The 25462-nt window shown below is 70.7% G+C and carries 22 protein-coding genes and 1 riboswitch; of the genes, 14 read left to right on the top strand and 8 right to left on the bottom strand.

Going from position 1 to position 25462, the window contains the following annotated elements; translation table 11 throughout:
* Positions 1-4: 4 nt before the first annotated feature.
* The 7 genes from STARVERO_RS21295 (at position 5) to STARVERO_RS21265 (ending at position 10023) form a co-directional block, all read left to right on the top strand.
* Positions 5-1990, top strand: coding sequence for a hydantoinase B/oxoprolinase family protein (locus STARVERO_RS21295; RefSeq protein ID WP_159601409.1), 1986 nt, complete (start codon positions 5-7; stop codon positions 1988-1990).
* Complete coding sequence (locus tag STARVERO_RS21290; RefSeq protein WP_144341794.1) at positions 1987-2289, top strand: (2Fe-2S)-binding protein; 303 nt, start codon at positions 1987-1989, stop codon at positions 2287-2289. The genes STARVERO_RS21295 and STARVERO_RS21290 overlap by 4 nt, the downstream gene beginning before the upstream one ends.
* Positions 2286-3662: an FAD/NAD(P)-dependent oxidoreductase gene (locus STARVERO_RS21285; protein ID WP_244616863.1), complete on the top strand. Its 1377-nt coding sequence runs from the start codon at positions 2286-2288 to the stop codon at positions 3660-3662. Before STARVERO_RS21290 ends, STARVERO_RS21285 begins: the two co-directional genes overlap by 4 nt.
* Positions 3663-3764: 102 nt before the next feature.
* The gene (locus tag STARVERO_RS21280; RefSeq protein WP_144341792.1) at positions 3765-5228 is read left to right on the top strand and encodes an aldehyde dehydrogenase family protein; all 1464 of its coding nucleotides are present in this window, start codon (positions 3765-3767) and stop codon (positions 5226-5228) included.
* 114 nt (positions 5229-5342) lie between these two features.
* The gene (locus STARVERO_RS21275) at positions 5343-6782 is read left to right on the top strand and encodes an NAD-dependent succinate-semialdehyde dehydrogenase (RefSeq protein WP_159601405.1); all 1440 of its coding nucleotides are present in this window, start codon (positions 5343-5345) and stop codon (positions 6780-6782) included.
* Positions 6783-6808: 26 nt separating this feature from the next.
* Entirely contained in the window at positions 6809-7660 is an 852-nt protein-coding gene (locus STARVERO_RS21270) for an aldo/keto reductase (protein WP_159601403.1), read from the top strand.
* A 164-nt stretch (positions 7661-7824) separates the two neighbouring features.
* On the top strand, positions 7825-10023 hold the full coding sequence (locus STARVERO_RS21265; RefSeq protein WP_200837884.1) for a transglycosylase domain-containing protein: 2199 nt from the start codon (positions 7825-7827) through the stop codon (positions 10021-10023).
* 253 nt (positions 10024-10276) lie between these two features.
* Here STARVERO_RS21265 and STARVERO_RS21260 read toward each other — a convergent pair whose 3' ends face one another.
* Both STARVERO_RS21260 and STARVERO_RS21255 read right to left on the bottom strand, forming a co-directional pair.
* Positions 10277-11041 carry a M48 family metallopeptidase gene (locus STARVERO_RS21260; protein ID WP_159601399.1) on the bottom strand — a complete coding sequence of 255 codons (765 nt, stop codon included), beginning with the start codon at positions 11039-11041 and terminating at the stop codon, positions 10277-10279.
* Positions 11042-11164: 123 nt separating this feature from the next.
* Positions 11165-11665: a GcrA family cell cycle regulator gene (locus STARVERO_RS21255; protein ID WP_159601397.1), complete on the bottom strand. Its 501-nt coding sequence runs from the start codon at positions 11663-11665 to the stop codon at positions 11165-11167.
* Positions 11666-12056: 391 nt separating this feature from the next.
* Between STARVERO_RS21255 and STARVERO_RS21250 the strand changes: the two genes are divergently transcribed.
* From STARVERO_RS21250 to STARVERO_RS21230, 5 genes are all read left to right on the top strand, one after another.
* Positions 12057-12431, top strand: a complete 375-nt coding sequence (locus tag STARVERO_RS21250; protein ID WP_244616862.1) for a GCG_CRPN prefix-to-repeats domain-containing protein — start codon at positions 12057-12059, stop codon at positions 12429-12431.
* 26 nt (positions 12432-12457) lie between these two features.
* Positions 12458-12964, top strand: a complete 507-nt coding sequence (locus STARVERO_RS21245; RefSeq protein WP_159601395.1) for a Spy/CpxP family protein refolding chaperone — start codon at positions 12458-12460, stop codon at positions 12962-12964.
* 186 nt (positions 12965-13150) lie between these two features.
* Positions 13151-14359 carry an aspartate aminotransferase family protein gene (locus STARVERO_RS21240; protein ID WP_159601393.1) on the top strand — a complete coding sequence of 403 codons (1209 nt, stop codon included), beginning with the start codon at positions 13151-13153 and terminating at the stop codon, positions 14357-14359.
* Positions 14356-15303, top strand: a complete 948-nt coding sequence (gene argF, locus STARVERO_RS21235) for an ornithine carbamoyltransferase (RefSeq protein WP_159601391.1) — start codon at positions 14356-14358, stop codon at positions 15301-15303. Before STARVERO_RS21240 ends, argF begins: the two co-directional genes overlap by 4 nt.
* Before the next feature lie 201 nt (positions 15304-15504).
* Positions 15505-16536 (top strand): Hsp33 family molecular chaperone, encoded by a 1032-nt coding sequence (locus STARVERO_RS21230; RefSeq protein WP_159601389.1) that lies wholly within the window; start codon positions 15505-15507, stop codon positions 16534-16536.
* 64 nt (positions 16537-16600) lie between these two features.
* Here STARVERO_RS21230 and argE read toward each other — a convergent pair whose 3' ends face one another.
* From argE to STARVERO_RS21210, 4 genes are all read right to left on the bottom strand, one after another.
* Entirely contained in the window at positions 16601-17764 is a 1164-nt protein-coding gene (gene argE / locus STARVERO_RS21225; protein ID WP_159601387.1) for an acetylornithine deacetylase, read from the bottom strand.
* A gap of 115 nt (positions 17765-17879) precedes the next feature.
* Positions 17880-19331 carry a TrkH family potassium uptake protein gene (locus STARVERO_RS21220; RefSeq protein ID WP_144341751.1) on the bottom strand — a complete coding sequence of 484 codons (1452 nt, stop codon included), beginning with the start codon at positions 19329-19331 and terminating at the stop codon, positions 17880-17882.
* Positions 19332-19449: 118 nt separating this feature from the next.
* Positions 19450-19842, bottom strand: coding sequence for a Co2+/Mg2+ efflux protein ApaG (gene apaG, locus STARVERO_RS21215; RefSeq protein WP_144341750.1), 393 nt, complete (start codon positions 19840-19842; stop codon positions 19450-19452).
* 205 nt (positions 19843-20047) lie between these two features.
* On the bottom strand, positions 20048-21256 hold the full coding sequence (locus STARVERO_RS21210) for an O-succinylhomoserine sulfhydrylase (RefSeq protein WP_159601385.1): 1209 nt from the start codon (positions 21254-21256) through the stop codon (positions 20048-20050).
* A 46-nt stretch (positions 21257-21302) separates the two neighbouring features.
* Positions 21303-21383, bottom strand: a riboswitch (SAM riboswitch).
* 94 nt (positions 21384-21477) lie between these two features.
* Between STARVERO_RS21210 and STARVERO_RS21205 the strand changes: the two genes are divergently transcribed.
* Positions 21478-22596 (top strand): 2'-deoxycytidine 5'-triphosphate deaminase, encoded by a 1119-nt coding sequence (locus tag STARVERO_RS21205; RefSeq protein WP_200837883.1) that lies wholly within the window; start codon positions 21478-21480, stop codon positions 22594-22596.
* 73 nt (positions 22597-22669) lie between these two features.
* Here the strand turns inward: STARVERO_RS21205 and nudC are convergent, their stop codons facing one another.
* A complete protein-coding gene (nudC, locus tag STARVERO_RS21200) occupies positions 22670-23632 on the bottom strand; it encodes an NAD(+) diphosphatase (RefSeq protein WP_244616861.1) in 963 nt (320 codons plus the stop codon).
* On the bottom strand, positions 23632-24051 hold the full coding sequence (locus tag STARVERO_RS21195) for an HIT domain-containing protein (protein WP_159601381.1): 420 nt from the start codon (positions 24049-24051) through the stop codon (positions 23632-23634). The genes nudC and STARVERO_RS21195 overlap by 1 nt, the downstream gene beginning before the upstream one ends.
* Before the next feature lie 206 nt (positions 24052-24257).
* On the opposite strand from STARVERO_RS21195, the gene STARVERO_RS21190 reads away from it, so the two are divergent.
* Complete coding sequence (locus STARVERO_RS21190) at positions 24258-25457, top strand: MFS transporter (RefSeq protein ID WP_159601379.1); 1200 nt, start codon at positions 24258-24260, stop codon at positions 25455-25457.
* The last annotated feature ends 5 nt before the right edge of the window (positions 25458-25462 follow it).

The following is a 25462-nucleotide window of genomic DNA, read 5'->3' as shown; positions in this document are numbered from 1 at the left end:
TGTCGTGTTTGACCGGACAAACCTGCAGGTTCTGGCGAACCATGCCCGCGCGGCGGCCGAGAACATGGCCCACACGCTGCACCGCACCGCGCACTCGGCCTTCGTCAAGGAGACGCAGGACTTCACGGTCATGCTGATGGACCATTCGGGGGCCACCTTCGCCGTCCCGATGGAACTCGGCGCGACCTGGTATCCCGGCCTCTCCTATGCGCGGGGCATCGCCATGGTCGGCGACTACCGGCCCGGGGACGTGGCCTTCACCAACGACCCCTATTCCGGCCACGTCGCCACCCACGCGCCCGACACCCATCTGTGGAAGCCGGTCTTCGTCGACGGCGAGATCGTCGCCTGGACGGGCGGGCACATCCACAACACCGACATGGGCGGCGCGGTGCCGGCCTCGCTCAGCCGGGCGCTCACCGAGATCCATCAGGAAGGCATCCGCTTTCCGCCGATGAAGCTCGTGAAGGAAGGCGTCTTCGACGAGCAGATCCTGCGGATCATGAGCACCAATGTCCGCAAGCCGGACCTCAACATCGGCGACATCAAGGCCCTGGTCGGCGCGCTCAACACCGGCGAGCGGAAGATCCAGGCCATGGTGCGGAAATTCGGCAAGGCCGCCTTCCTGGAGGGCGTTTCCGCCCTCATGGACCATGCGGAGGCGCAGGCGCGCGACGTGCTGCGCTCCATGCCCGACGGCACATGGGAATTCGCCGACTATGCCGACGAGGACTCGGTCGAGGCCAACCCGTGCCGGCTGAAGCTCCGGCTGACGATCAAGGGCGACGAGGCGGTGCTGGACTTCACCGGCTCCGACCCGCAGCTCGGCTCCTCGCTCAACGTGCCCTCGGGCGGAGATCCGCGCCACACCATGCTGCTGGTGGGCGTCTACTACGTGCTCTACACGCTCAACCCCAAGATCCTGCTCAACACCGGCCTTACACGCCCCTTCACCTGCATCACGCCGCGCGGCTCCGTGCTGAACCCGGTGCACCCGGCGGCGGTCGGCATGCGCTCCCTGACCTGTGCGCGGCTGCGCTCGGTGATCTTCGGCGCCTTCTCGCAGGCGGTGCCCGAGCGCCTGCCGGCGGCACCGGCCGGCAACAACTGCATCGTCAACGTCATGACCACGGACGAGCGCACCAGCCGCACCATCATCGCGGCGGTTAACCCGGTCGTGGGCGGCGGCGGGGGCATGCCCCATCGCGACGGCACCAACGGGTCGGGCGCGGATGCCGCCTATCTCAAGAACACCCCCATCGAGATCACCGAGACCGAGACCCCGGTCGAATTCGTGAGATACGGCCTCGCGCAGGACAGCGGCGGCGCCGGCCGGTGGCGCGGCGGGCTGGCGACCGAAATGGCGTTCCGCGTCTTCGCGCCGGATTCGAAGATCACCGCCCGCAACCGCGACCGCAGCTTCTTCCGCCCGTGGGGCGTGCTCGGCGGCAAGGCGGCGGGACTGTCGGACATGGTGGTGAATCCGGGAACCGAGCGCGAGCGGCGGCTGGGCAACATCGACACCGCCGTCCTGCAGCCCGGCGACGTGCTGGAAATCCGCTCGGCCGGCGGCGGCGGGCGCGGCAATCCCTGCGAACGCGAGCCCTGGCGGGTCGCGCAGGACGTGCGGCGCGGCTACGTCTCTTTGGCCGCGGCGGAACGCGACTACGGCGTCGCCATCCGCGACGGAGAGGTCGACGAACAGGCCACGGCCTGGCTGCGGGCGCGCCAACAGCCGGCGACCGGCCATTTCGACTTCGGACCGGAGCGCGAGGGTTACGAAGCCCAATGGACGCCGGCGGCCTATGACCGGCTCAACGCCATTCTCGACGGCCTGCCGATCCACTGGCGGTTCTTCACCAAGACGGAGATCTTCCGCCGGATGGAAGGACGATCCGGGCCGGAGGGCGTGCAGAACGCCTTCGAGGCCGTGTGCGAGCGCTTCCCGGAACTGCCGCGTCCCGACCGGACGCGCGAGGCCGCCGAATGATCAGCGACGGCCGCATCGTCCGTCTGGCGGAGCGCGACCGGCCCCCGGTGCGCTTCTCGCTGGACGGGGTGCCGTGCCATGCGCTCGAGGGCGACACGGTGCTGACCGCCGTCCTGGCCTCGGCACGGGCGGTGAGGGTGTCCGAATTCGGCCCTGAACCACGCGCCGGCTTCTGCCTGATGGGGGCATGCCAGGATTGCTGGGTCTGGCAGGAAGAGGGGCCGCGCCTGCGGGCCTGCTCCATGCCCATCGCCGAGGGCATGCGCCTGCGCACCCTGCCGCCGGAGGACTGGCCGTGACCGCCGCGCGCGAGGCATCGCGACCGAAGGTCGTGATCGTGGGAGCCGGCCCCGCCGGCATAAGGGCGGCCGAGACGCTGGTCGGAGCCGGGCTTCATCCCGTCGTCATCGACGAGGGCGCACGGGCCGGCGGGCAGATCTATCGCCGCCCGCCCGAGGGCTTCACCCGCAGCCCCGAACAGCTCTACGGGTCGGAAGCGGCGAAGGCGCGTGCGCTGCACGCCCTCTTCGACCGGATGGCCGCGGACGGCCTGCTGACCCATCACCCGCGCCGCTCGGTCGTCGCCGTGCGCGATGGCCAGCTGCACGTGCTCGCCGAGAACGGCGTGCAGGCGATCGGATATGACCGGCTGATCCTTGCCACCGGGGCCTCCGACCGCGTCGCCCCGGTGCCCGGCTGGCAAAGCGCCGGCGTCTACAGCCTCGGCGCGGCGCAGATCGCTCTCAAGGCGCAGGGCGTGGCCCTCGGGCGGCGAATCGTCCTCATGGGAACGGGACCGCTGCTGACACTCGTCGGCGCGCAACTCCTGAAGGCGGGCGCCCAGGTGGCCGCCGTGCTGGACACCTCGCCCTGGCACCAGCAAATGAAAGGCTTGCCGGGGCTCGCCGCGCGGCCGGCGGTCATGATGCGCGGGCTGGTCCTGCGGGCGCGGCTCGGCACCCGCTATCGTGCGGGCGTCGTGCTGGAGCGGATCGAGACCGATCCGGACGGGCCGGTCGCCGTGCGCTGGCGCGATTCCGGCGGCCGGGAGAACCGCACCGAATGCGACATGGTGGGCATGGGCTGGCATCTGAGGGCGGAAACGCATCTCGCCGATCTGACCGGTTGCGCCTTTTCCTATGACCGGCAGTGGCACCAATGGCTGCCGCAGGCCGACCGGCTCGGCCGAGCCGGAAACGGGATCTATCTGGCCGGCGACGGCGTGCGCCTGCTCGGCGCCGACGGCGCGGAGACCGCCGGACGCCTCGCGGCGGCGGCATGCCTCGCCGATCTCGGACGGCAGGCCCCTGCGGTCGACGCCGGACTGCGGGAACTGGCCCGGCTCGAGCGCTTCGCCAGAGGCGTGTCGCGCGCCTTTCCGTGGCCGGCGGCGATGACCCGCGGCCTGCCGGACGACACCATCGTCTGCCGGTGCGAGAACGTGACCGCCGGCATGGTGCGCGCCAGCGTGGCGCTCGGCGGCGGCGAGGCCAACCGGGTGAAGTCGCTCTCGCGCCTCGGGATGGGGCGATGCCAGGGGCGCTATTGCCAACTGGCCGGAGCCGATCTCGTCGCGGCGCAGGCCGGGTGCTCGCCCGACGCCGTCGGCCGGTTTCGCGGGCAGGCGCCCGTCCGGCCGACACCGATCGGCGCGCTTCTTCATGAAGGCTGATGCCGTGCCGGCGCGCATGCCGGAGCTCACGGTGCCGGATCTTCGCCAGAAAGGATGATCGATGGCCGGCGCCCGTCGCGCCGCATCGGGAAAGGAACTGCCATGTCGCTTTCGTTCGATCCGCGAACACTCGCCCTGCCGGCCGGGCATTTCATCGGCGGCTCCTATGTCGAGGGGACGCCGGCGATCGAGGTGCGGGCCCCCTCGGACGGCCGCACGCTGGCCGACATCCCGACCGCCGACGTCGGGACCGTCGATCGCGCGGTGCAGGCGGCCAAGGCGGCGCTGGCCGGCTCGGGCTGGGCTTCGGTGCGCCCGCGCGAGCGGGTGCGGGCGCTTCATGCCTGGGCCGACCTGATCGAGGCCGAGGCGGAGACGCTGGCGCGGATCGAGGCGGTCGCCTCGCCGCGTCCGATCGCCGAAGCGGTGACCGGCGACGTGATGATCGCCGCCGAGCAGATCCGCTTCTTCGCCGAGTTCGCCGACAAGGAGTGCGGCGACCTGGTACCGACCGCCGACACGCAGATGGGCTTCATCGCCTCCGAGCCCTACGGGGTGGTCGGCGCCATCACCGCCTGGAACGTGCCGCTCGCGCTGGCCGGCTGGAAGCTCGGCCCGGCGCTGGCGGCAGGCAATGCCGTGGTCCTGAAGCCCTCCGAGATGACGCCCTTCTCGACGCTCCATCTCGCCGAGCTTTCCGTGCGCGCCGGCCTGCCGGCGGGGCTGGTCAACGTCGTCCTCGGCGACGGCCCGACGACCGGGGCCGCCCTCGTCGCCCATCCGGAGATCGGCAAGATATCGTTCACCGGCTCGACGCGGGCGGGCGGCGCGATCATGGAGAACATCGCCCGCACCGGCATCAAGCCGCTGACCCTCGAACTGGGCGGCAAGTCGCCCCAGCTCGTCTTCGCCGACGCCGATCTCGACCTCGCCGCCCGCTGCATCACGCGGGGCATTCTGGGCAATGCGGGCCAGGGCTGCGTCGCCGGCTCGCGCGTCATCGTCGCCCGCGAGGTCGCCGACGAACTGGCGGAGCGCATCGCGCAGAAGATGAAGGACATCACGCCCGGCCCGACATGGGACGAGGCGACGACCTATTCGCCGATCATCTCGGAAAAGCAGCTCCAGCGCATCGACAGCATCGTCGACGGCGCACGTCTGGCCGGCGCCGAGGTGCTGTGCGGCGGCGGGCGGATCGAGCGGGAGGGCAGCTTCTATCAGCCGACGATCCTTGCCGGGGTCGAGCGCGGCTCGGTGGCGCTGGCCGAGGAGATCTTCGGCCCGGTCCTCACCCTGCAGGCGTTCGACACGGAGGAGGAAGCCCTCGACCTCTCCCGGCACCCGACCTACGGCCTGTGCTCCGGCCTGTTCACCCGCGACCTGTCGCGCGCCATGCGCCTGGTGCGGAAGATCGAGGCGGGCGCCGTCTGGGTGAACCGCTACGGCCGCTCGCGGGACCATATCCTGCCCACGGGCGGCTGGAAGGCCTCGGGCCTCGGCAAGGATCTCGGGCGCGAGGCCTATCTCGCCAACCGGCGCACCAAATCCGTGCTGATCGATCTCTAGCGGGATCGAACGGCCCCTCATCGGACGCGGCCGACGTGGAACGTCATTCAAATGTGCTCGTTGCGGGCGCGGGCTGCGGACACCGCAGCCGTCCGCGGGGCGATGGAGACCCGGATGCAGCTCGAAGACACGAACCTTTTTCGTGAAGCCGCCCTGATCGGCGGCGCGTGGATATCCCGTGCCGACATGCCGGTGCACGATCCGGCAAGCGGCAACGTGCTCGGCCACATGCCGGACTGCACCGCCGCCGAGACGGAAGCGGCGATCGCGGCCGCCGCCAGGGCCCTCAAGCCCTGGAAGCCCCGCACCCACGCCGAGCGGGCCGACCTGCTCATGAAATGGTACGAGCTGATCCTCGCCCACGAAGAGGATCTGGCGCGGATCCTCACCGCCGAGCAGGGCAAGCCGCTGGCCGAAGCGCGCGGGGAAATCCGCTATGGCGCGAGCTTCGTCCGATGGTTCGCGGAGCAGGCGCGGCGCATCGACGGCACGCTCATCCCCTCGCCGGTTCCCGGCAAGCGGATCCTCGCCATGAAGGAAGCGATCGGCGTCTGTGCCATCATCACGCCGTGGAACTTCCCGAACGCGATGATCACCCGCAAGGTGGCGCCGGGGCTCGCGGCCGGATGCACGATGGTGATCAAGCCTTCCGACCTGACGCCCTATTCGGCGCTGGCGCTGGGGGTGCTGGCCGAACGCGCGGGAATTCCCGCCGGCGTCGTCAACATCGTGACGGGCCGGCCCGAGAACATCGGCGCCGCCCTGACGGCGAGCCCGACGGTGCGCAAGCTTTCCTTCACCGGCTCGACCCGCGTCGGCGCCCTGCTGATGGAGCAGTGCGCGCCGACCCTGAAGCGGCTGTCGCTGGAGCTCGGCGGCAATGCGCCGTTCATCGTGTTCGACGACGCCGATCTCGACGCCGCGGTCGAGGGCGCCATGGCGTCGAAGTTCCGCAATGGCGGCCAAACCTGCGTCTGCGCCAACCGCATTCTCGTGCAGGCCGGCATCCACGACGCCTTCGTCGGGAAGCTCGCGGCACGGGTGAGCGCGCTCAAGGTCGGGCCCGGCATGCAGCCGGGCGTCGATATCGGCCCGATGATCAACGCGGCCGCCATCGCCAAGATCCGCCGGCACGTCGAGGACGCGCAGGCGAAGGGCGCGCGGCGCGCGACACCCGCCCGGGAGCTCGGGCCGACCTATGCCGATCCGCTCGTGCTGACCGGGGCGACCACCGACATGCAGCTCGCCTCGGAGGAGACGTTCGGTCCGGTGGCGCCGATCTTCCGCTTCGAGACCGAGGAGGAGGCCCTCGCGATCGCCAATGCGACGCCCTATGGTCTGGCGGCGTATTTCTACACGCGCGATCTGGCGCGGGGCTTCCGCGTCGGCGAGGCGCTGGAATTCGGTCTGGTCGGGCTCAACACCGGCCTCGTCTCGCACGAGGTTTCGCCCTTCGGCGGCGTCAAGGCCTCGGGCCTCGGCCGGGAGGGCGGGCAGGAAGGCATCGAGGAATATCTGGAAACGAAGACCTTCCATGTCGGGGGGCTCACCTGAGCCGGAACGACGGATCGGAGATCGCCGTGTCGTCCCATGACTGTGCCTCCATCCTCGCGAAGGGTGTCCGGATTCCGCAGATCGGGCTCGGAACCTGGCAGCTCCAGGGCGAGGCGCTCACACGGGCCGTGCATGCGGCGGCGGAGGCGGGATATCGCCATTTCGATACCGCGCCGCGCTACGAGAACGAGGCCTCCCTGGGCGCCGCGCTGCGCGGCGCCGGGCTCGGACGCGACAGCTACTTCCTGACGACGAAGGTCTGGCACACGGAGCTGGCCGCGCCGGCGCTGCTGCGCTCGGCGCAGGCCAGCGTCGAACGGCTGGGCGTCGGGCCGGTCGACCTGCTGCTCATTCACTGGCCCAATCCCGCCGTGCCGCTCGCCGAGACCATCGGCGCGCTCCGCGAGGCGCAACGCATGGGCCTTGCCCGCAACATCGGCGTCTCCAACTTTCCCCTGCCCCTCCTGGAGCAGGCCATCGCCCTCGCGGAAGGCGGGCTGCTGGCGCAGCAGTGCGAATATCACCCACGTCTCGACCAGTCGGCGCTGATCGCGCGCTGCCGCCGGGAGGACATGGCCTTCGTCGCCTATGCACCGATCGGAAGCGGGCAACTGCTCGAAAACCCGGTGGTGACCGCGATGGCCCGCGCGCATGGCCGCAGCCCGGCGCAGATCATGCTCCGCTGGCATGTCCAGCAGGGCGTCGTCGCCATTCCCCGCTCGCGCGATCCGGCCCGCATCGCCGAGAACATCTCCGTCATGGACTTCGCGTTGAGCGCGGCGGAAATGGCCGCGCTCGGCGCGCTCGCGGCGCCACGGGGGCGAATATTCGACCCGGAATGGGCCCCCGCATGGGACGATCCCTCCGCCGCCTCCTGAAAGCTTCCGGCCCGCCCGCGTCGTACCCGCACCCGCCGTCGCGACCACGATCGACATCGCCCGGCGTTGCCCGCCACAAAATCTCCGCTTAACGCCCCCTTAAACGACGCGATTTAGGGTTCGTTTACCGGTTGTTACGGGGTGCCCTGCGGGGCGGGGTTTTCATGTTTGGACGGCGAGGCGAGAGGGAGCGGCGCGAGCCGGTGCTGGATGCACCCGGCGGCAGGGGCGACCTGCGCCTGAGCGCCGACGACCGCCCGACCCTCGCCACCGCTCCACTCGCCCGCGAGCGGGCCTCCGGCAAGCCGGAGCGACGCAAGGGAAGCGGCAGCGGCAAGGGTGGCGGTTCCTCGGGCAACGGTTCCTCGGGCGCCGCGCGCGGGGGCTCCTCGGGCGGCGGTTCCGGCGGCAAGCGCCGCCGGTCCTCGAAGCGCGGCGGCCTCGGGCTCGTCATCTACTGGGGCATCGTGCTCGGCATATGGGCCGTCATCGGGCTCATCGGCCTGATCGTCTACGAGGCGAGCCAGCTTCCCCCGATCCAGAACCTCGCCATTCCCGAGCGCCCGCCCACCGTCATCATCCAGGGCGCGGACGGCAAGACCATCGCCACGCGCGGCGAGATGGGCGGCACCAACGTGCCGCTGCGGGCGCTGCCGCCCTATCTGCCGCAGGCTTTCGTGGCCATCGAGGACCGGCGCTTCTACGCGCATTTCGGGCTCGACCCGATGGGCCTGGTGCGCGCGGTCTTCGTCAACCTCACCTCGGGCCGGCTGCGCGAGGGCGGCTCGACGCTGACCCAGCAGCTCGCCAAGAACCTGTTCCTGACGCAGGAGCGCACGCTCTCGCGCAAGGTGCAGGAGCTCATCCTCTCGATCTGGCTGGAGACGAAATACTCCAAGAACGAGATCCTCGAACTGTACATGAACCGCGTCTATTTCGGCGCCGGCGCTTATGGCGTCGAGGCCGCGGCGCAGCGCTATTTCGGCAAGTCGGCCCGGCAGGTGACGCTCTCGGAAGCAGCGATGCTGGCCGGCCTCGTCAAATCGCCCTCCTCGCTCGCCCCCACCCGCAACCTCGAAGGGGCGCAGGCGCGCGCCGAGGTGGTGCTGGCGGCCATGCAGGAGGCCGGCTTCATCACCCCCGAGATGCGCCAGACCGCGCTCGCCCGGCCGGCGACGCTGGCCAAGGCGCAGGGACCGGATTCCTTCGGCTACGTCGCCGATTGGGTGATGGAGCAGATCAAGTCCATGGTCGGGCCGATCGAGCAGGATCTCGTCGTCCAGACCACCGTCGACCCGGCGCTGCAGGCCGCCGCCGACAAGGCGCTGAAGGACGCGCTGGCCAAGAGCGGCAAGAAGCTCGGCGTCGAGCAGGGCGCCATCGTGCTGATGGACACCGACGGCGGCGTGCGCGCGCTGGTCGGCGGGCGATCCTACGAGGAGAGCCAGTACAACCGCGCGGTGACGGCGCGGCGCCAGCCGGGCTCGGCCTTCAAACCCTTCGTCTACCTCACCGCCATGGAGCGCGGCCTCACCCCAGAGACGGTGCGCGAGGACGCCCCGCTGCAGATCAAGGGATGGAAGCCGGAGAACTTCTCCCGCGAGTATCGCGGCGCGGTGGACCTGAAGACCGCCCTCGCGCTTTCGCTGAACACGGTGGCGGTGCGCCTCGCGCTGGAGGTCGGCCCCGACGAGGTGGTGAAGACCGCCCATCGGCTCGGCATCGGCTCGAAGCTGGAGCCCAACGCCTCCATTGCGCTCGGCACCTCGGAAGTCTCGGTGCTGGAGATGGCGAGCGCCTACGCGCCCTTCGCGAATGGCGGCGTCGGCATCACCCCGCACGTCATCGAGCGGGTGCGCGACAAGGGCGGCAAGGTGCTGTTCTCCTACGCGCAGCCGAGCCGCGGCATGGTGATGGCGCCCCCGCACGTGGCGATGATCAACCGCATGCTGCGCGAGACGCTGGTCACCGGCACGGCGCGGCGTGCCGACCTGCCGGGCTGGCCGGCGGCGGGCAAGACCGGCACCAGCCAGGATTACCGCGACGCCTGGTTCGTCGGCTACACCGGCCGCTTCATCACCAGCGTCTGGCTCGGCAACGACGATTCCTCGCCGACCAAGAAGGCCGGCGGCTCCGGGCTGCCGGTGGAGATCTGGAGCCAGGTGATGAAGGCCGCGCACAAGGACATGCCGATCATCGCGCTGCCCGGCGCCGGCCTGGAGCAGCCCGGCGGGCCCGGCTCGCTGCCGCCCGGCGACGTGCCGGAGGACCCGGTCGTCACCGGCGGCCCGCAGGCCGCCCCGGCGGCGCCACGCCCCGGCCTCGACAACTGGCTGCTCGACAAGCTGTTCGGGCGGGGGTGAGCGGCTGCCCTTTCACCTCTCCCGTGGGAGAGGGGTCGACCGCGCAGCGGTCGGGCGACGATCCGGATCGGCCTGCGGCTTTCCGCGGGGATGGCAGCCGAGAATGGAACACCGTCATGCCCGGGCTTGGCCCGGGCATCCACGACTTCCCCCGGTCCAGAAACGTGGATGGCCGGGACAAGCCCGGCCATGACGACAGCCAACAGCGCGGCATTCCTCTGCATTCCCTCCCATTGGGAGGGGGAGCAAGCCCCTACTCCGCCCCGTAGCGGTGCAGCGCCGGGCCGTGCTTCTTCAGCCAGAGTTCGGCGGCGTCGCGCGCGGGGAACAGCCGGTCCACCGTCGCCCAGAAGCGTGGGCCGTGGTTCATCTCGCGCCGGTGCGCGACTTCGTGCGCGGCGAGATAGTCCAGCACCTCCGGCGGGGCGAGGATCAGTCGCCAGGAAAAGGACAGCGCCCCGGTGCCCGAGCACGAGCCCCAGCGGCTCGCCGTGTCGCGCAGGGTGACGCGGGCGATGGAGACGCCGAGCGCCTGGGCGTGGCGGTGCGCCGCCGCGACGATGTCCTTGCGCGCCTCGCGCCGCAGATAATCGCCGACGCGGCGCGCCACATGCGCCGGATCGCCGGCCACATAGAGCGCCGGCTCGCCCTCCTCCGCCCCGGTCCACACCGTGCCGCGCATGCCGGGGCGGTGGACGATGCGATGCGGCGCGCCGCGCAGCGGGATCACCGCGCCGGGCGTGAAGGCCACCACCTCCGGCAGGCGGGCGAGCCGCGTCTCCACCCAGCCGGCGTGGCGCCGCGCGAAGTCGAACGCCTCGCGCAGCGTGCCGCGCGCCGGGATGGTGAGCACGACGTCGCGCGAGGCCGCCCGCACCCGCAGCGTGTAGCGGCGGGCGCGCGGATTGCGGCGGAGCTGGACGAGAACCTCCTCCGCGCTCAGGCGCAGCCGGAAATGGCCGGGCTCGGCATCGGCGGGCGTCTGGCGTCGCGAGGGCTGGGAGGCGCGGAAGAGCATGGGACGACCGGGCCGGTAAAGTTGGTCCCAATTATGGCGCCGGGCGTCCCGGCACCACCATCGTCATGCGCCGTAACGGCGCGGATCCGTGTCCGCGGGCACGGCCATCCGGCACGCGGGCGCTCAGCGCGCGACGCGGCGGCGGTTGCGGTCCTGCACCGGCTGGTAGGCGATGCGGGAATGATAGGCGCAATAGGGCAGGCCGGTCTTGGTGCGGCTGCCGCAGTAGAAGAAGTCGGCCTTGCCGGGCTCGCCGACCGGCCAGCGGCAGGTGAACTCGGTGAGGTCGAGGATGGTGCAGCGCTCGGCCATCGGGATCACGTTGGCGATCGGATCCGGAAGCTCCTCCGGCTCCGGCTCGATGACCGGGCGGATCACCGGCGCCAGCGCCGTGTTGCCGTGCACCACCGGGCGCATGCTGGCGGCGGGCGCCGGACGCGGCTTGCGGGCGCGCGGCGCCGCCGAGGCAACCGCCTTGGCGCGGCCCGACAGGCCGAGCCGGTGGACCTTGCCGATGACGGCATTGCGGGTGACGCCGCCGAGCTCGGCCGCGATCTGGCTCGCCGAGAGCCCGTCCGACCAGAGTTTCTTGAGCAGCTCGACGCGCTCGTCCGTCCAGTTCATCGCTGTACCTCCTTCGCGCTGCCGACCGAGAGACGGAATCCCTCACCCCTCCGGCCTGGAACACCCGACCGGGTTACACGTCGCAAACGCCACTAGGGAATGCCGCCGCACGAGATGTCGTATCTGACTGGGGGGAGGCTACAATATGCGCAGACTCGCCGCGAGTAGGTTCACGTCCGAAACGATCGTTTTCCCCAGCTAGAGTCCCCGCTGCAACAGTGCGACTCCAAGCTGAGTCGGATCAACGGCTTGCACCCGCGCCTCCGGGGCGGTCCGGACGTGGAGGGGATGGAACGGAGCCGGAACGGGCCTACCCCTTCGGGGAATTGTCGCCTCCGGAGCCGCATGTCTCCATGGCGCCGCTTCCTTTCAGTCCACCCCGGAGAAGCCCATGACGCCGCACTCCGCTACCCGCCCCGCACGGGCCGGGCGTCCCCTCGCCTGCGCGCTGCTCGCCGTCCTCGGCGGCGCGTTTCTGTCCCTTCCGGCCTCGGCCGCTCCCCTCGCCCCGGCGCTGCCGGAAGCCGGCTCGCTGGCGACGCCCGTCGCCCAGGGCTGCGGCTTCGGCGCCTGGCGCGGGCCGTGGGGCGGCTGCCGCGACACGCCCTATGTGGGGCCCCTGCCCGGTGGCGGCTTCGCCGCCCCGGCCGGCGCGCCGGTCTATCTGGGCAATGGCTGCCCGGCCGGCTTCTGGCGCGGGCCGTGGGGCAATTGCCGCGACACCCCCTATCACGGCCCGCTGCCCGGCGGCGGCTACCAGCCCTGATCGCTCGCGCTAACGGAGACACCCCCATGATACGTCCGATCTCTCTGGCGACGCTCGCGACCGTGCTCGCCCTCTCCACCGCCGCGCATGCCCAGGCGCCCGCCGCGCCGCCGGCCGCCGAAGCGCCCCCGCCGCTGGTCGACCTCTACAGCGACGAGGACGCGCAGGCGGCGCTCGACGCCCGCCTGCTGGCGCTGAAGACGGTGATCCGCCTCACCCCCGAGCAGGAGAAGCTCTGGGCTCCGCTGGAAGCCGCGCTGCGGCAGGCGTCGAAGGACGCGGGCGAGCGCGCCGCCGCGCGCGTCAAGGCGACGGCCGCCGGGAACTTCCTCGACGTGCTCGAACGCCTCGCCGACGCGGAAGCCTCGCGGGCGCAGGACCTGAAGACCATCGTCGCCGCCGCCAGGCCGCTGGTCGCCGCGCTGAACGTCGAGCAACAGCGCCGCATCCCGGCCTTCCTCGGCATGACCGACCAGGCCGGCCAGCCCCAGCCGACGCTGGAACTCTGGATCTTCGAGGCGGAACAGGAATAAGGGGCCGCGAGCGGCCCGCGAGCCCGGCGGCAAATCGCCCGCCGCCGGGCTCGGCAATATTGACCGCAAGCCCTCATTCTATAAAATCCACAGCATCGGGTGCCGCCCCCGCAAGGGCGGCACGTTTCGTTTTTGGACCCGGCGCAGCCCGCGCGGCGCGTCGAAGTTGAGAGAGGGAGGGGCGACGTGATCACCCCCATCCTGCCGACCTATAATCGTGTCGACCTCGTTTTCGAGCGGGGCGAAGGGGCCTGGCTGTTCACGAAGGACGGCCAGCGATATCTCGACTTCACCGCCGGCATCGCGGTCAACGTGCTGGGCCACGCCCATCCTCATCTCGTCGCCGCCCTGACCGAGCAGGCCGGCAAGCTCTGGCACCTGTCCAACATCTTCCGCATCGAGGGCGGCGAGCGCCTTGCCGCGCGCCTCGTCGAGGCGACCTTCGCCGACACGATGTTCTTCACCAATTCGGGTGCGGAAGCGCTGGAGTGCGCGATCAAGATGGCGCGCAAGTACCATTCGGTGAGCGGCCATCCCGAGCGCTACCGCATCGTCACCTTCGAGGGCGCCTTCCACGGCCGCACGCTGGCGACCATCGCCGCCGGCGGCAACCCGAAATATCTGGAAGGCTTCGGCCCGGCCATGCCGGGCTTCGACCAGGTGCCGTTCGGCGACCTCGAGGCGGTGAAGGCCGCCATCGGCCCGGAGACCGGCGCCATCCTGATCGAGCCCGTGCAGGGCGAGGGCGGCGTGCGCACGGCACCGTGGGCCTTCCTGCGCGCCCTGCGCCAGCTCTGCGACGAGAAGGGCCTGCTGCTCATCCTCGACGAGGTGCAGTGCGGCGTCGGGCGCACCGGCAAGTTCTTCGCCCATGAATGGGCCGGCATCACGCCGGACATCATGGCGGTCGCCAAGGGCATCGGCGGCGGCTTCCCGGTCGGCGCCTGCCTCGCCACCGAAGAGGCGGCCAAGGGCATGACCGCCGGCACGCACGGCTCCACCTATGGCGGCAACCCGCTCGCCATGAGCGTCGCCAACGCCGTGCTCGACGTGGTGCTGGCCGACGGCTTCCTCGACGGCGTGCTGGCCGCCAGCACGCGGCTGCGCCAGAGGCTCGCCGAGCTGAAGGACCGCCATCCGGCGGTGATCGCCGAGGTGCGCGGCGAGGGCCTGCTCATCGGCCTGCGCACCGTGGTGCCGAACACCGACCTCATCGCCGCCATGCGCGAGGAGCACATGCTCGCCCCGGCGGCGTCGGAGAACGTGGTCCGGCTCCTGCCCCCGCTCACCATCGGGGAAGCGGAGATCGACGCGGCGTTCGACAGGCTCGACGCCGCCTGCACGAAGCTGGAACAGGGCCTGAAGGCCGATGCCGTGAAGGGAGCGGCGGCATGAACGCGAACAACGGGGCGGCGAGCGCCGCCGTGAAGCATTTCCTCGACCTCGACCTGCTGCCGGCCGACGAGCTGCGCGCGCTGATGGAGCTGTCGAAGGACCTGAAGAGCCGACGCCACGCGGTGGCGGTCGAAAAGCCCTTCGCCGGCAAGGTGCTGGCCATGGTGTTCGACCAGCCCTCCACCCGCACGCGCATCTCCTTCGACGTCGCCATGCGCCAGCTCGGCGGCGAGACGATCATGCTCACCGGCGCGGAAATGCAGCTCGGGCGCGGCGAGACCATCGCCGACACCGCCCGCGTGCTCTCGCGCTACGTGGACGCGATCATGATCCGCATCCTCGACCACGACGCCCTGGCCGAGCTGGCCGAGCACGCCACCGTGCCGGTGATCAACGGCCTGACGCGCAACTCCCATCCCTGCCAGATCATGGCGGACGTGATGACCTTCGAGGAGCACAAGGGGCCGATCCAGGGCCGCACCGTCGCCTGGACGGGCGACGCCAACAACGTGCTCGCCTCCTGGGTCCACGCGGCCCAGCGCTTCGACTTCGCGCTCAACATCGCCACTCCGCCCGAGCTGTCGCCGCGCCCGGCGCTGATCAACTGGGCGCACCAGAACGGCGCCCGGGTGACGTTCGGCCACGACGCCGAGGCCGCGGTGGACGGCGCGGACTGCGTCGTCACCGACACCTGGGTGTCGATGGGCGACGCCGAGTATGAGCGCCGGCACAACCTGCTGCGCCCCTACCAGGTCAACGGCGCGCTGATGCGCCGGGCCGCGCCCGACGCCATCTTCATGCACTGCCTGCCGGCGCATCGCGGCGAGGAAGTCACCGACGAGGTGATGGACGGGCCGCAATCGGTGGTGTTCGACGAGGCGGAGAACCGCCTGCATGCCCAGAAGGGCATCCTCGCCTGGTGCCTGGAAGGCGCGGCGGCGTAGCCCGACCCCGCGCTCCACCCCGGAGCGCGGCTCCTTCCGGGACGCGGCGAAGCGGGCGGAGAGCCGGCGGCGCGGTGTCCCGCGGCCCACGCGCGGCGGCCGCGTACTGCAGCAACGCCCTGCCGCCGATGACGGCGGCGGGGGAGGCACGGCCCCTCGCAGAGTTCCCAACGCGCTCCTATATGGGCGGACGGAGCCGACATGACATCACAGACAGAAACCCAGAGCCGCTCGCCCGCCGCGCATGCGGTGGACGACCGCGTCACCCCCTTCCACGTCGATGCGCTCGACGTGCGCGGGCGCCTCGTGCGCCTCGGCACGAGCCTCGACGCGGTGCTGGCCCACCACGACTACCCCGCGCCGGTGAAGCGCCTGCTCGGCGAGGCGGTGGCGCTGACCGTGCTTCTGGGCTCGACCCTGAAGATCAGCGGCCGCTTCATCCTGCAGACCCGCACGGACGGGCCGGTCGACCTGCTGGTGGTGGACTTCTCCGCCCCGCAGGACGTGCGCGCCTATGCCCGCTTCGACGCCGACAAGCTGGCCGAGATGCAGAAGGGGCTGGCGGCCGGCGCCGGCTTCGACAGCGGCGCGCTGCTCGGGCACGGCCATCTCGCCATGACCATCGACCAGGGCCTGAGCGTCAACCGCTACCAGGGCGTGGTGGCTCTGGAGGGCGAGGGACTGGAGGCGGCCGCGCACCAGTATTTCGCCCAGTCCGAGCAGATCCCCACCCGCGTGCGGCTCGCCGTCGCCGAGGAGGTGCGCCCGGGCGGCGCCGCCTCGAGCTGGCGCGCCGGCGGGCTGATGGTGCAGTTCCTGCCGACCGAGGGCGGGCGCGTGCGCCCGGCCGACCTGCATCCGGGCGACGCCCCGGAAGGTACCGAGATTCCCGAGGCGGTCGAGGACGACGCCTGGGTGGAGACGCAGTCGCTGATCGGCACGCTGGAGGACATCGAGCTGGTCGACGCCGACCTGTCGAGCGAGCGGCTGCTGTTCCGCCTGTTCCACGAGCGCGGCGTGCGCGTCTTCGACGCCGAGAGCGTCGTCGCCAAATGCTCCTGCTCGCGCGAGCGAGTGGTGGGCGTGCTCGGCAGCTTCTCCCGCGAGGAGCGCGAGAGCCTCGTGGAGGACGGCAAGGTCTCGGTGACCTGCGAATTCTGCGGGCGCACCTACGACTTCAAGGCCGAGGAGATCGTCGGCGGGGACGAGCCCGAGGCGGAAGCCGGGGCGTAAGCGCCCCTCCGCTCACGCGACGTCGGGATCGGGCATGACGGCGCTCTGCCGGTCGCCGTCGGCTCTACCCCGCACACTCGGCGATGAGGCCCTTCAGGAAGCGCTCGCAGGCCCGCAGCTGCGCCACCTCGATGAACTCGTCCGGCTTGTGCGCCTGGTCGATCGAGCCGGGCCCGCAGACGATGGTGGGAATGCCCTGCGCCTGGAAGTGCCCGCCCTCGGTGCCGTAGGCGACCGTGTAGGTGCGGTTCTGCCCGGCGAGGCGCAGCGCCAGCAGTTCGGCCTCCGAGCCGGTCTGCGGCGCCAGCGGCGGCACCTTGTAGATGAAGTCGGTGGTGATGGCGGCCTCCGGCGCGGTCTCCCGCAGCTTCGGCAGCACCACCTCGCGGCCGAAGCGCTCGAAGCGGTCGAGCAGCGCGTCCTCGTCGAAGCCCGGCAGGCCGCGCACGTTCCAGCGGATCGCGCAGTCGCGCGGCACGATGTTGCCGGCGGTGCCGCCCTGGATGACCGTGACCTGCACCGTGGTATTCGGCGGGTCGAAGCGGCCCGAGAGATCGCCGGCGGCGACCAGCTCGGCGCGGTAGCGGTCGAGCTCGCCGACCAGCTCGGCGGCGGCGAAGATGGCGTTGGCGCCGAGCTGCGGCATGGAGGAATGCGCCTCGCGGCCGGTCACCGTGGTCACATAGGCGATGCCGGACTTGTGGGCGTCCACCACCCGCATCGAGGTCGGCTCGCCGACGATGCAGGCGCGAGGCAAGGGAAGATCGCCCCCCAGCCGGCGTACCGCCGGCACCACGCCGGTGCAGCCGACCTCCTCGTCATAGGAGACCAGCAGGTGGATGGGGGTGGAGAGCCGGCCGGCCGCCATGTCCGGCACCATGGCGAGGCAGGCGGCGATGAAGCCCTTCATGTCGCAGGAGCCGCGCCCATAGAGCCGGTCATCCTTCGGCGTCAGGGTGAAGGGATCGGAGGTCCAGGGCTGGCCGTCCACCGGCACCACGTCCGAATGGCCGGACAGGCAGACGCCGCCGACGCCGGAAGGGCCGATGGTGGCGAACAGGCTCGCCTTGTCGCCGGCCTCGCTGGGCACCACAACGCTCTCGATGCCGAAGGCGGCGAGATAGTCGCGCACGAAGGCGATCAGCTCGAGGTTGGAGTTGCGGCTCGTGGTGTCGAAGGCGACCAGATAGGCAAGCAGTTCCTCGGTCGTCGTTCGTCCGGCCAGCATGATGGGTCCCCGTTTCGCTCAGGCGCCCAGCATAGAGGCTTCTGCCGCGCCGCCCAACTGGAGAATGCGCCAGATCGTTGAATCCAGAGCTCTTTTCCGCCGGTGCGAGGGGCCGTCAGCGGCGCCAGAAGCTCGGCAGGAACAGCACGAGGACGGTGAACAGCTCCAAGCGGCCCATCAGCATGCCGAAGGACAGCAGCCAGACGACCTGCTCGGGCAGGCTGGCGAAATTCTGCGCCGGCCCGACCACCGTCCCCAGCCCCGGACCGACATTCGCCACCGCCGTGATGGAGGCGGAAAAGGCCGTCACCATGTCGAAGCCGAGCGAATTGAGGACGATGCCAATCGCCATGAAGCTCGCCAGATAGAGGAAGGCGAAGGAGAGCACCGAGGCCACCACGTCGTCGCCGATCGGCTTGCCGCCGTAGAGCACCGGGAACACGCCGTTCGGATAGATCACCCGCTTGAGGTGCTGCGCCAGCGCCGAGCCGAGGATGGCGATGCGGAAGGTCTTCATGCCGCCCGCCGTCGAGCCGGTACAGGCGCCGAGAAACAGCAGGATGAAGTAGAGCGCGTCGGTCGGCGGGCCCCAATGGGTGAAGTCCGCCGCCACGAAGCCGGTGGTGGACATGATCGACACCACGTTGAACAGCGCCTGCCGCAGCGCCGTCTCGCCCTGGGCGATGCCGCCGCGCACCTGCTCCACCATCGAGACCAGGCTGAACAGCACCACCAGCGAGAAGAACAGCCGCACCTCGGCATTGGCCAGCAGCCGGCTGAAATCGCCCGCCAGCACGCGCACATAGAGCACGAAGGGCAGCGAGCCGGCGAGCATGAAGAAGATCGCCGCATACTCGATGGCCGGGCTCTTGAAGTAGCCGATCGAGGCGTCGTGGGTGGAGAAGCCGCCCGTCGAGATGGTCGACATGGCGTGGGTGATGGCGTCGAACACGCTCATGCCGAGAAAGGCATAGGCGACGGCGCAGGCGAAGGTGAGCACGAGGTAGGTGCCGAGGATGCCCTTGGCCATCTGCGCCGCGCGCGGCAGCATCTTCTCCTGCTTATCCGAGGACTCGGCGCGGAAGAGCTGCATGCCGCCGATCTGCATCATCGGCAGCAGCGCGATGGCCATGACGATGATGCCGATGCCGCCGTACCAGTGCAGGAAGGCGCGCCACATCAGGATGCCCGGCGGCCGGTTGTCGAGGCCGGCGATCACCGTCGCCCCGGTGGTGGTGAGCCCCGACATCGCCTCGAAATAGGCGTCGGTGAAGGAGAGGTCGGTCTCCGTCCACATGAAGGGGATGGCGGCGAAGCCCGACAGCACCACCCAGCTCGCCGTGGTCAGCACGAAGGCCTGCCGCAGGTCCAGCCGCTCCACCTCGCCCGACCGGCCGGCGAGCCAGAGCGACAGCCCGACGAAGGCGGTGATGACGGCGGCGGCGGCATAGATGACGACGTCGCGCTGGCCGGCGATCAGGTCGACCAGCGCCGGAATCATCATGGTCGTGCCGAGGACGGCGAGCAGGACGCCGAGAATGGCAGCGATCGGGCGCAGGTCGATCACGGGATGCAGGAACCGTTCAGCACGGTGGGACGCTCGGTGGCATGACTTCAGGGGCGCCCGGAGGCTCGGCCCACCATAGCTGCTTCGCCGGACGGCCGGAAGCGGGAGCCGTCGCCCGCTAGTTCAGGGTGCGCGTTTCGCCCGGCATGTCCAGAGAGAAGGCCGGCACCTCGGCGTCGAAGGCATCACCGCCGCGGGTGGTGAAGTTGTAGCTGCCTTCCATGATGCCGGTGGAGGTCGGCAGCGGCACCCCGCTGGTGTACTCGAAATGCGCCCCCGGCGGCAGCACCGGCTGCTCGCCGACGACGCCGGCACCGCGCACCTCCTGCACCCGGCCGAGCGCATCGGTGATGATCCAGTGGCGGGACTTGAGCTGCACCGTATCGGCGCCGAGATTCACGATCTCGATGGTGTAGGCCCAGAAATACTGGCCACGCTCCGGGTCCGAGCGCTCCGGCGCGAAGCGCGGTGTCACCGTCACCTGCACGCCCCTCGTCGTCGCCCGGTACATGCGCCTGCCTCCTGTCGCCCCCCGCTTCGTCCCCGCTGCTAATGAAGGGCTTTCACCCCTTCAGGGCAAGGCCGGAGGTATCACGAGGACGTTTTGCGGCGATCCTTCTGGGGACAGCCGCCAGACGTCAGGCAAATGGGCAGCGGAGGGGGCGCCGGCCCTCCGCCGGAGCGAGGGGCCGGGGGTTACTCCGGGGTTTCCTGCCTCACACCGCCTTCAGCGCGCGGACGACGTCGTCGGTCAGGTCGTCGACATGCTCCAGGCCGACCGAGAGGCGCACCATGCCGTCGGAAATGCCCATCTCCGCCCGCGCCTCGGGAGTGAAGCGCTGGTGCGTCGTGGTCGCGGGATGGGTGATCAGGCTCTTGGCGTCGCCGAGATTGTTGGAGATGCGCACCACCTTCAGCTCGTTGAGGAAGCGGAAGGCGCCCGCCTTGCCGCCGGCGACCTCGAAGGTGACGAGCGTGCCGCCGCCCCGCATCTGGCGCCTGGCCAGCGCGTGCTGGGGATGGTCGGCGCGCCAGGGATAGATGACCTTGGAGACACCGGGCAGCGCGGCGAGCCGGTCGGCGAGGGTGCCGGCGCTTGCCTGCGCGCGCTCGACGCGCAGCGGCAGCGTCTCCAGCCCCTTGAGCATCACCCAGGCGTTGAAGGGCGAGACCGAGGGGCCGGTCTGGCGCAGGAAGGTCTGGAGATGGTCGGTGAGGAATTTTTCCGAGCACAGCACCACGCCGGCCAGGCACCGGCCCTGCCCGTCAATGTGCTTGGTGGCGGAATAGACGACGACGTCGGCGCCCAACGCCAGCGGGCTCTGCAGCATCGGCGTGGCGAACACGTTGTCGACGATGAGGCAGGCGCCGGCCGCCTTGGAGATTTCCGCCACCGCCGCGATGTCCACCAGCTCCAGCGTCGGGTTGGTCGGACTCTCCAGGAAGAACACCCGGGTTTCCGGCCGCACCGCCGCCTTCCACGCCGCGAAATCGGTGCCGTCGACCAGCGTCGAGGCGATGCCGAAGCGCGGCAGCAATTCCTCCACCACATAGCGGCAGGAGCCGAACAGCGCGCGCGCCGCCACCACATGGTCGCCGGCCTTGAGCTGGCAGAGCAGCGCCGCCGTGACCGCCGCCATGCCGGAGGCCGTGGCACGGGCCACCTCGGCGCCTTCCAGCAGCGCGAGGCGGGTCTCGAACATCGCCGCCGTGGGGTTGGAATAGCGGGTATAGATGAAGCCGGGATCGTCGCCCTTGAAGCGGGCCTCCGCCTGCTCGGCGGTGTCGTAGACATAGCCCTGCGTCAGATAGAGCGCCTCCGCCGTCTCGCCGAAGGGCGAGCGCAGGATGCCGCCCTGCACGAGGCGGGTGTCGGGCCGCAGCTGGGCGATCTCGGCGGGGGAAAGCTTCACATTCTCGGTCATCGGCGGCTCCGGTATCATATGCCTTACCGGGGTCGCTCACGCGCAGTGCTGCGCGGCCCCGGCCTTTTTAGCAACCTTGTTTAGCGTGGCGGCAAGCCGGCCGGCTCAAATGACCACGTTCGGAAGCCGGGCTTACTCCCGTGCCGGACTTGGCGTCAAGGGGCGCGTCCGGTAAAGCGAACGGTGCGACTGGGAAAGCGATCATCAGCGGAGCGACGAGCGTGGCGGATTCGGGTCTGACCGGCGAGGGCATCCTGCCCGGCCATGCGATTCAGGCGCTGGCCGAGCGCCGCGCCATCCTGACCGCCCGCCCCTTCGACACCGACCAGGTGCAGCCGGCGAGCCTCGACCTGCGGCTCGGCCCCACCGCCTGGCGCATCCGGGCGAGCTTCCTGCCCGGCCCGGCGGAGACCGTGGCGGACCGGCTGGAACGGCTGGCGCTGCACCGGCTGGACCTGACCGACGGCGAGGTGCTGGAGACGGGCTGCGTCTATCTCGTCGAGCTGGAGGAAGCGCTAGCGCTGCCGGGCGACATCGCCGCCTCGGCCAATCCGAAAAGCTCCACCGGGCGGCTCGACGTGTTCACCCGCGTCATCGCCGACCGCTCGCGCGCCTTCGACATCGTGCCCGCCGGCTATGAGGGCAAGCTCTACCTCGAAATCAGCCCGCGCACCTTCCCGATCCTCGTGCGGCGCGGCTCGCGCCTGTCGCAGATCCGTTTCCGGCGCGGCGACGCCCGGCTCGACGAGGCGGCGCTGGGGGCACTGAACCGCGCGCAGAAGCTGGTCGACGCGCCGGCGGCGGACATTGCCGGCGGCGGCATCGCGGTGAGCGTCGATCTCTCCGGCGAGGGCTTCGGCGGGCTGCTCGGCTTCCGCGCCAAGCGCCATACCGGCCTGATCGACGTCGACCGCCGCGCCGCCTGCGAGGTCGAGGACTATTGGGAGCCGCTGGTCACGCGCGGCCGGCGCGAGCTGGTGCTCGATCCCGACGCCTTCTACATCCTCGCCTCCAAGGAGGCCGTGCACGTGCCGCCCAGCCACGCGGCGGAGATGGTGCCCTTCGATCCGCTGGTGGGCGAATTCCGCGTGCACTATGCCGGCTTCTTCGACCCCGGCTTCGGCCATGACGCGGCGGGAGGGCGAGGCGCCCGCGCCGTGCTGGAGGTGCGCTCGCGCGAGGTGCCGTTCATTCTCGAGGACGGCCAGATCGTCGGCCGCCTCGTCTATGAGCGGATGCTGGAGCGCCCGACGACGCTCTACGGCGAGGGGCTGGGCTCCAACTATCAGGCGCAGGGGCTGAAGCTGTCCAAGCATTTCCGCCCGTGGACGCGGGACTGAGGCCGGAACGCCCTCCCCGCCAAAACGCCGTCATGCCCGGGCTTGGCCCGGGCATGACGGCGTCTACCTGCCTTCACCCCCGCGGCGGGTCGCGCCCTTCCACGAACGCCCTTATCAGGTGATGCGCGATCGCCATGCGCGGGGGCGCGGTGAGGCCCTCGGGATGGGTGCGGGCGAGCAGCAGGGCCACCTCGTCGCGGTGGAACCAGCGCGCCCCTTCCAGCTCGTTCGGATCGATGGTGATGTCGCGCGACAGGGCCTGCGCGTGCATGCCGATCATCACCGACATCGGGAACGGCCAGGGCTGGCAGGCGAGATAGCGCACCGCGCCGGTGTGGATGCCGGCTTCCTCCATGGTCTCGCGCCGCACCGCCTGCTCGAAGGTCTCGCCGGGCTCGACGAAGCCGGCGAGGCACGACCACATGCCCGGCGCGAAGCGGGCGGAGCGGCCGAGCAGGCATTCGTCGCCATCGACGGTGAGCATGATCACCACCGGGTCGGTGCGCGGGAAATGCTGCGCGCCGCAGCTCGGGCATTCGCGCCGCCAGCCGGCCTCGGCGACGACGAGGCGCTCGCCGCAATTGGAGCAGAAGCTGCGCCGGGCATGCCAGGCGATCATCGCCTTGGCGGTGGCGAGCTGGCCGATCTCCTCCGCGCTCACCAGCTCCTGCACGGCGATGGAGCGCAGGTCGATGACGAAGAGGTCCGGCCGCTCCGCCAGCACCGCGAGCGCCGCCGCGTGCAGCGGCAGCACGAAATGCGGCACCGCGCCGTCGAGCCCCAGCAGGCAGGCCTCGCCGGTGCGGCCGCCGAGGGCCGCCGCCTCCTCAAGCGCGAACAGCGCCTCGAAGGCGCCGGGCCCGTCCGCCATGCCCGGCCGGCGCTTCAGCACGATGCTCTCGCCGGCGACGAGGCAGGCACGGGCGCGCGGATCGGCGAGCAGGGCCGCGACCTCGCCGCGCCGGAGGCTGCCGCGGTCGAGCCGCGAGCCGACATAGCCGAGATGGGGCCATTCCCCCAGCAGAGCCGCTTCCATCATGCACCACCCAGCGCCGCGCGCAGCCGCGCCACCAGCAGCATGGCCTGCGGCGACGCATAGGTCCGGCGCTCGCCCACGCCCCAGACCGGGCCGGGCCAGGCTGCGTCGACCTCGAAGCGGGCGACTATGTGAATGTGGAGCTGGCGCACCATGTTGCCGAGCGCGGCGACGTTGAGCTTGTCGCAGCCGGTCAGCGTCTTCAGCGCCCGGCTTGCCTGATCGATCTCGGCGGTCAGCGCCGCGCGGTCGTCGCCCTCCAGCTCGATGAGCTCGGCGAGGCCGGGCCGGCGCGGCACCAGGATCAGCCAGGGAAAGCGGGAATCGTCCATTAGCCGCACGGTGGCGAGCGGCAGGTCGAGCACCGGGAAGGTATCGGCTTCGAGGCGCGGATCGAGGGAAAAGCTGGCGTCGCTCATCGTCGCGGTCGGGCTCCCGTGCCGCTCGCACTGCCCGGCCGAACTGCGGGCGCGGCCCAGCTATAGCCGCCCGGCGCGCTGCCCGCCATGGCGAAGCGGCGGGGCAGACCGCCGCCCGCGGCATTTGTTCCGCGCGCCGCTTTGTTCTACTGAAAGGCAGGGCGCCGGGCGGCCATGGCTCGGCCGCGAATTCGAAGCGAAGTGTCATGACCGTGAATGTCCCGGCCGACGCCGTGCGCCGTGCCGCCATGCCCGTGCTGGTCGCGCTCAGCGCGGCGCATTTCCTCAACGACATGATCCAGTCGCTGATCCCGGCGGTCTATCCGATCATCAAGACCGCCTATGCGCTGGATTTCGGCCAGATCGGCATCATCACCCTGACCTTCCAGATCTCCGCCTCGCTGCTGCAGCCGCTGATCGGCCTGTACACCGACCGCTACCCGCTGCCCTATTCCACCGTCGCCGGCATGGGCTTCACGCTGGTGGGGCTGGTCGGGCTCGCCTATGCCGGCAGCTATGCGCTGCTGCTGCTCGCGGCGGCCTGCGTGGGCATCGGCTCGTCGATCTTCCACCCGGAAGCCACGCGCATGGCCCGCAAGGCCTCCGGCGGCCGGCACGGCTTCGCGCAGGGCCTGTTCCAGGTCGGCGGGCAGGCCGGCGGCGCCATCGGCCCGCTGCTCGCCGCCTTCATCATCGTGCCGAACGGGCAGGCGAGCCTCGCCTGGTTCTCGGCGGCCGCGCTCCTCGCCATGCCGCTGCTCGGCTGGACCGCCGGGCACCACGCCCTCTCGACGCCGGCCCGCAAGGCCAGCCATGCGAGCGAGGAGACGCCGGCGCCCGGCCTGCGGCAGGTCGCCTTCCCGCTGGCGATCCTGATCGCGCTGCTGTGCTCGAAGACCGCCTATACCGCGAGCTTCACCTCCTTCTATACCTTCTACCTCATCGAGCGCTTCGAGGTGTCGGTGCAGACCTCGCAGGTGATGCTGTTCCTCTTCCTCGTCTCCTCGGCGGCGGGCGTGCTGTTCGGCGGCATGCTGGGCGACCGCATCGGCCGCAACAAGATCATCTGGTTCTCGATCCTCGGCGCCCTGCCCTTCACCCTGATGCTGCCCCATGTCGGCCTCGTCTGGACCGGCGTGCTGACGGTGATCATCAACCTGATCATGTCGAGCGCCTTCGCCGCCATCCTCGTCTACGCGATCGAGCTGATGCCGAACCGCATCGGGCTGATCGGCGGCTTCTTCTATGGGCTGGTCTTCGGCCTCGGCGGGCTGGCGGCGGCGGCGCTCGGCCTGTTCGCCGACCGTTACGGTATCGATACGATCTACCAGGTCTGCGCCTTCCTGCCGGCCTTCGGCCTGCTCGCCTGGTTCCTGCCGAGCCTGCGCGGTGCACGGGTCTCGTAGCGCCG

Source organism: Starkeya nomas (assembly GCF_902703545.1).
Lineage (GTDB): Bacteria > Pseudomonadota > Alphaproteobacteria > Rhizobiales > Xanthobacteraceae > Ancylobacter > Ancylobacter moscoviensis.
The sequence above is the reverse complement of the archived record's forward strand: the minus strand, read 5'-3'. Positions and strand labels throughout refer to the sequence as shown.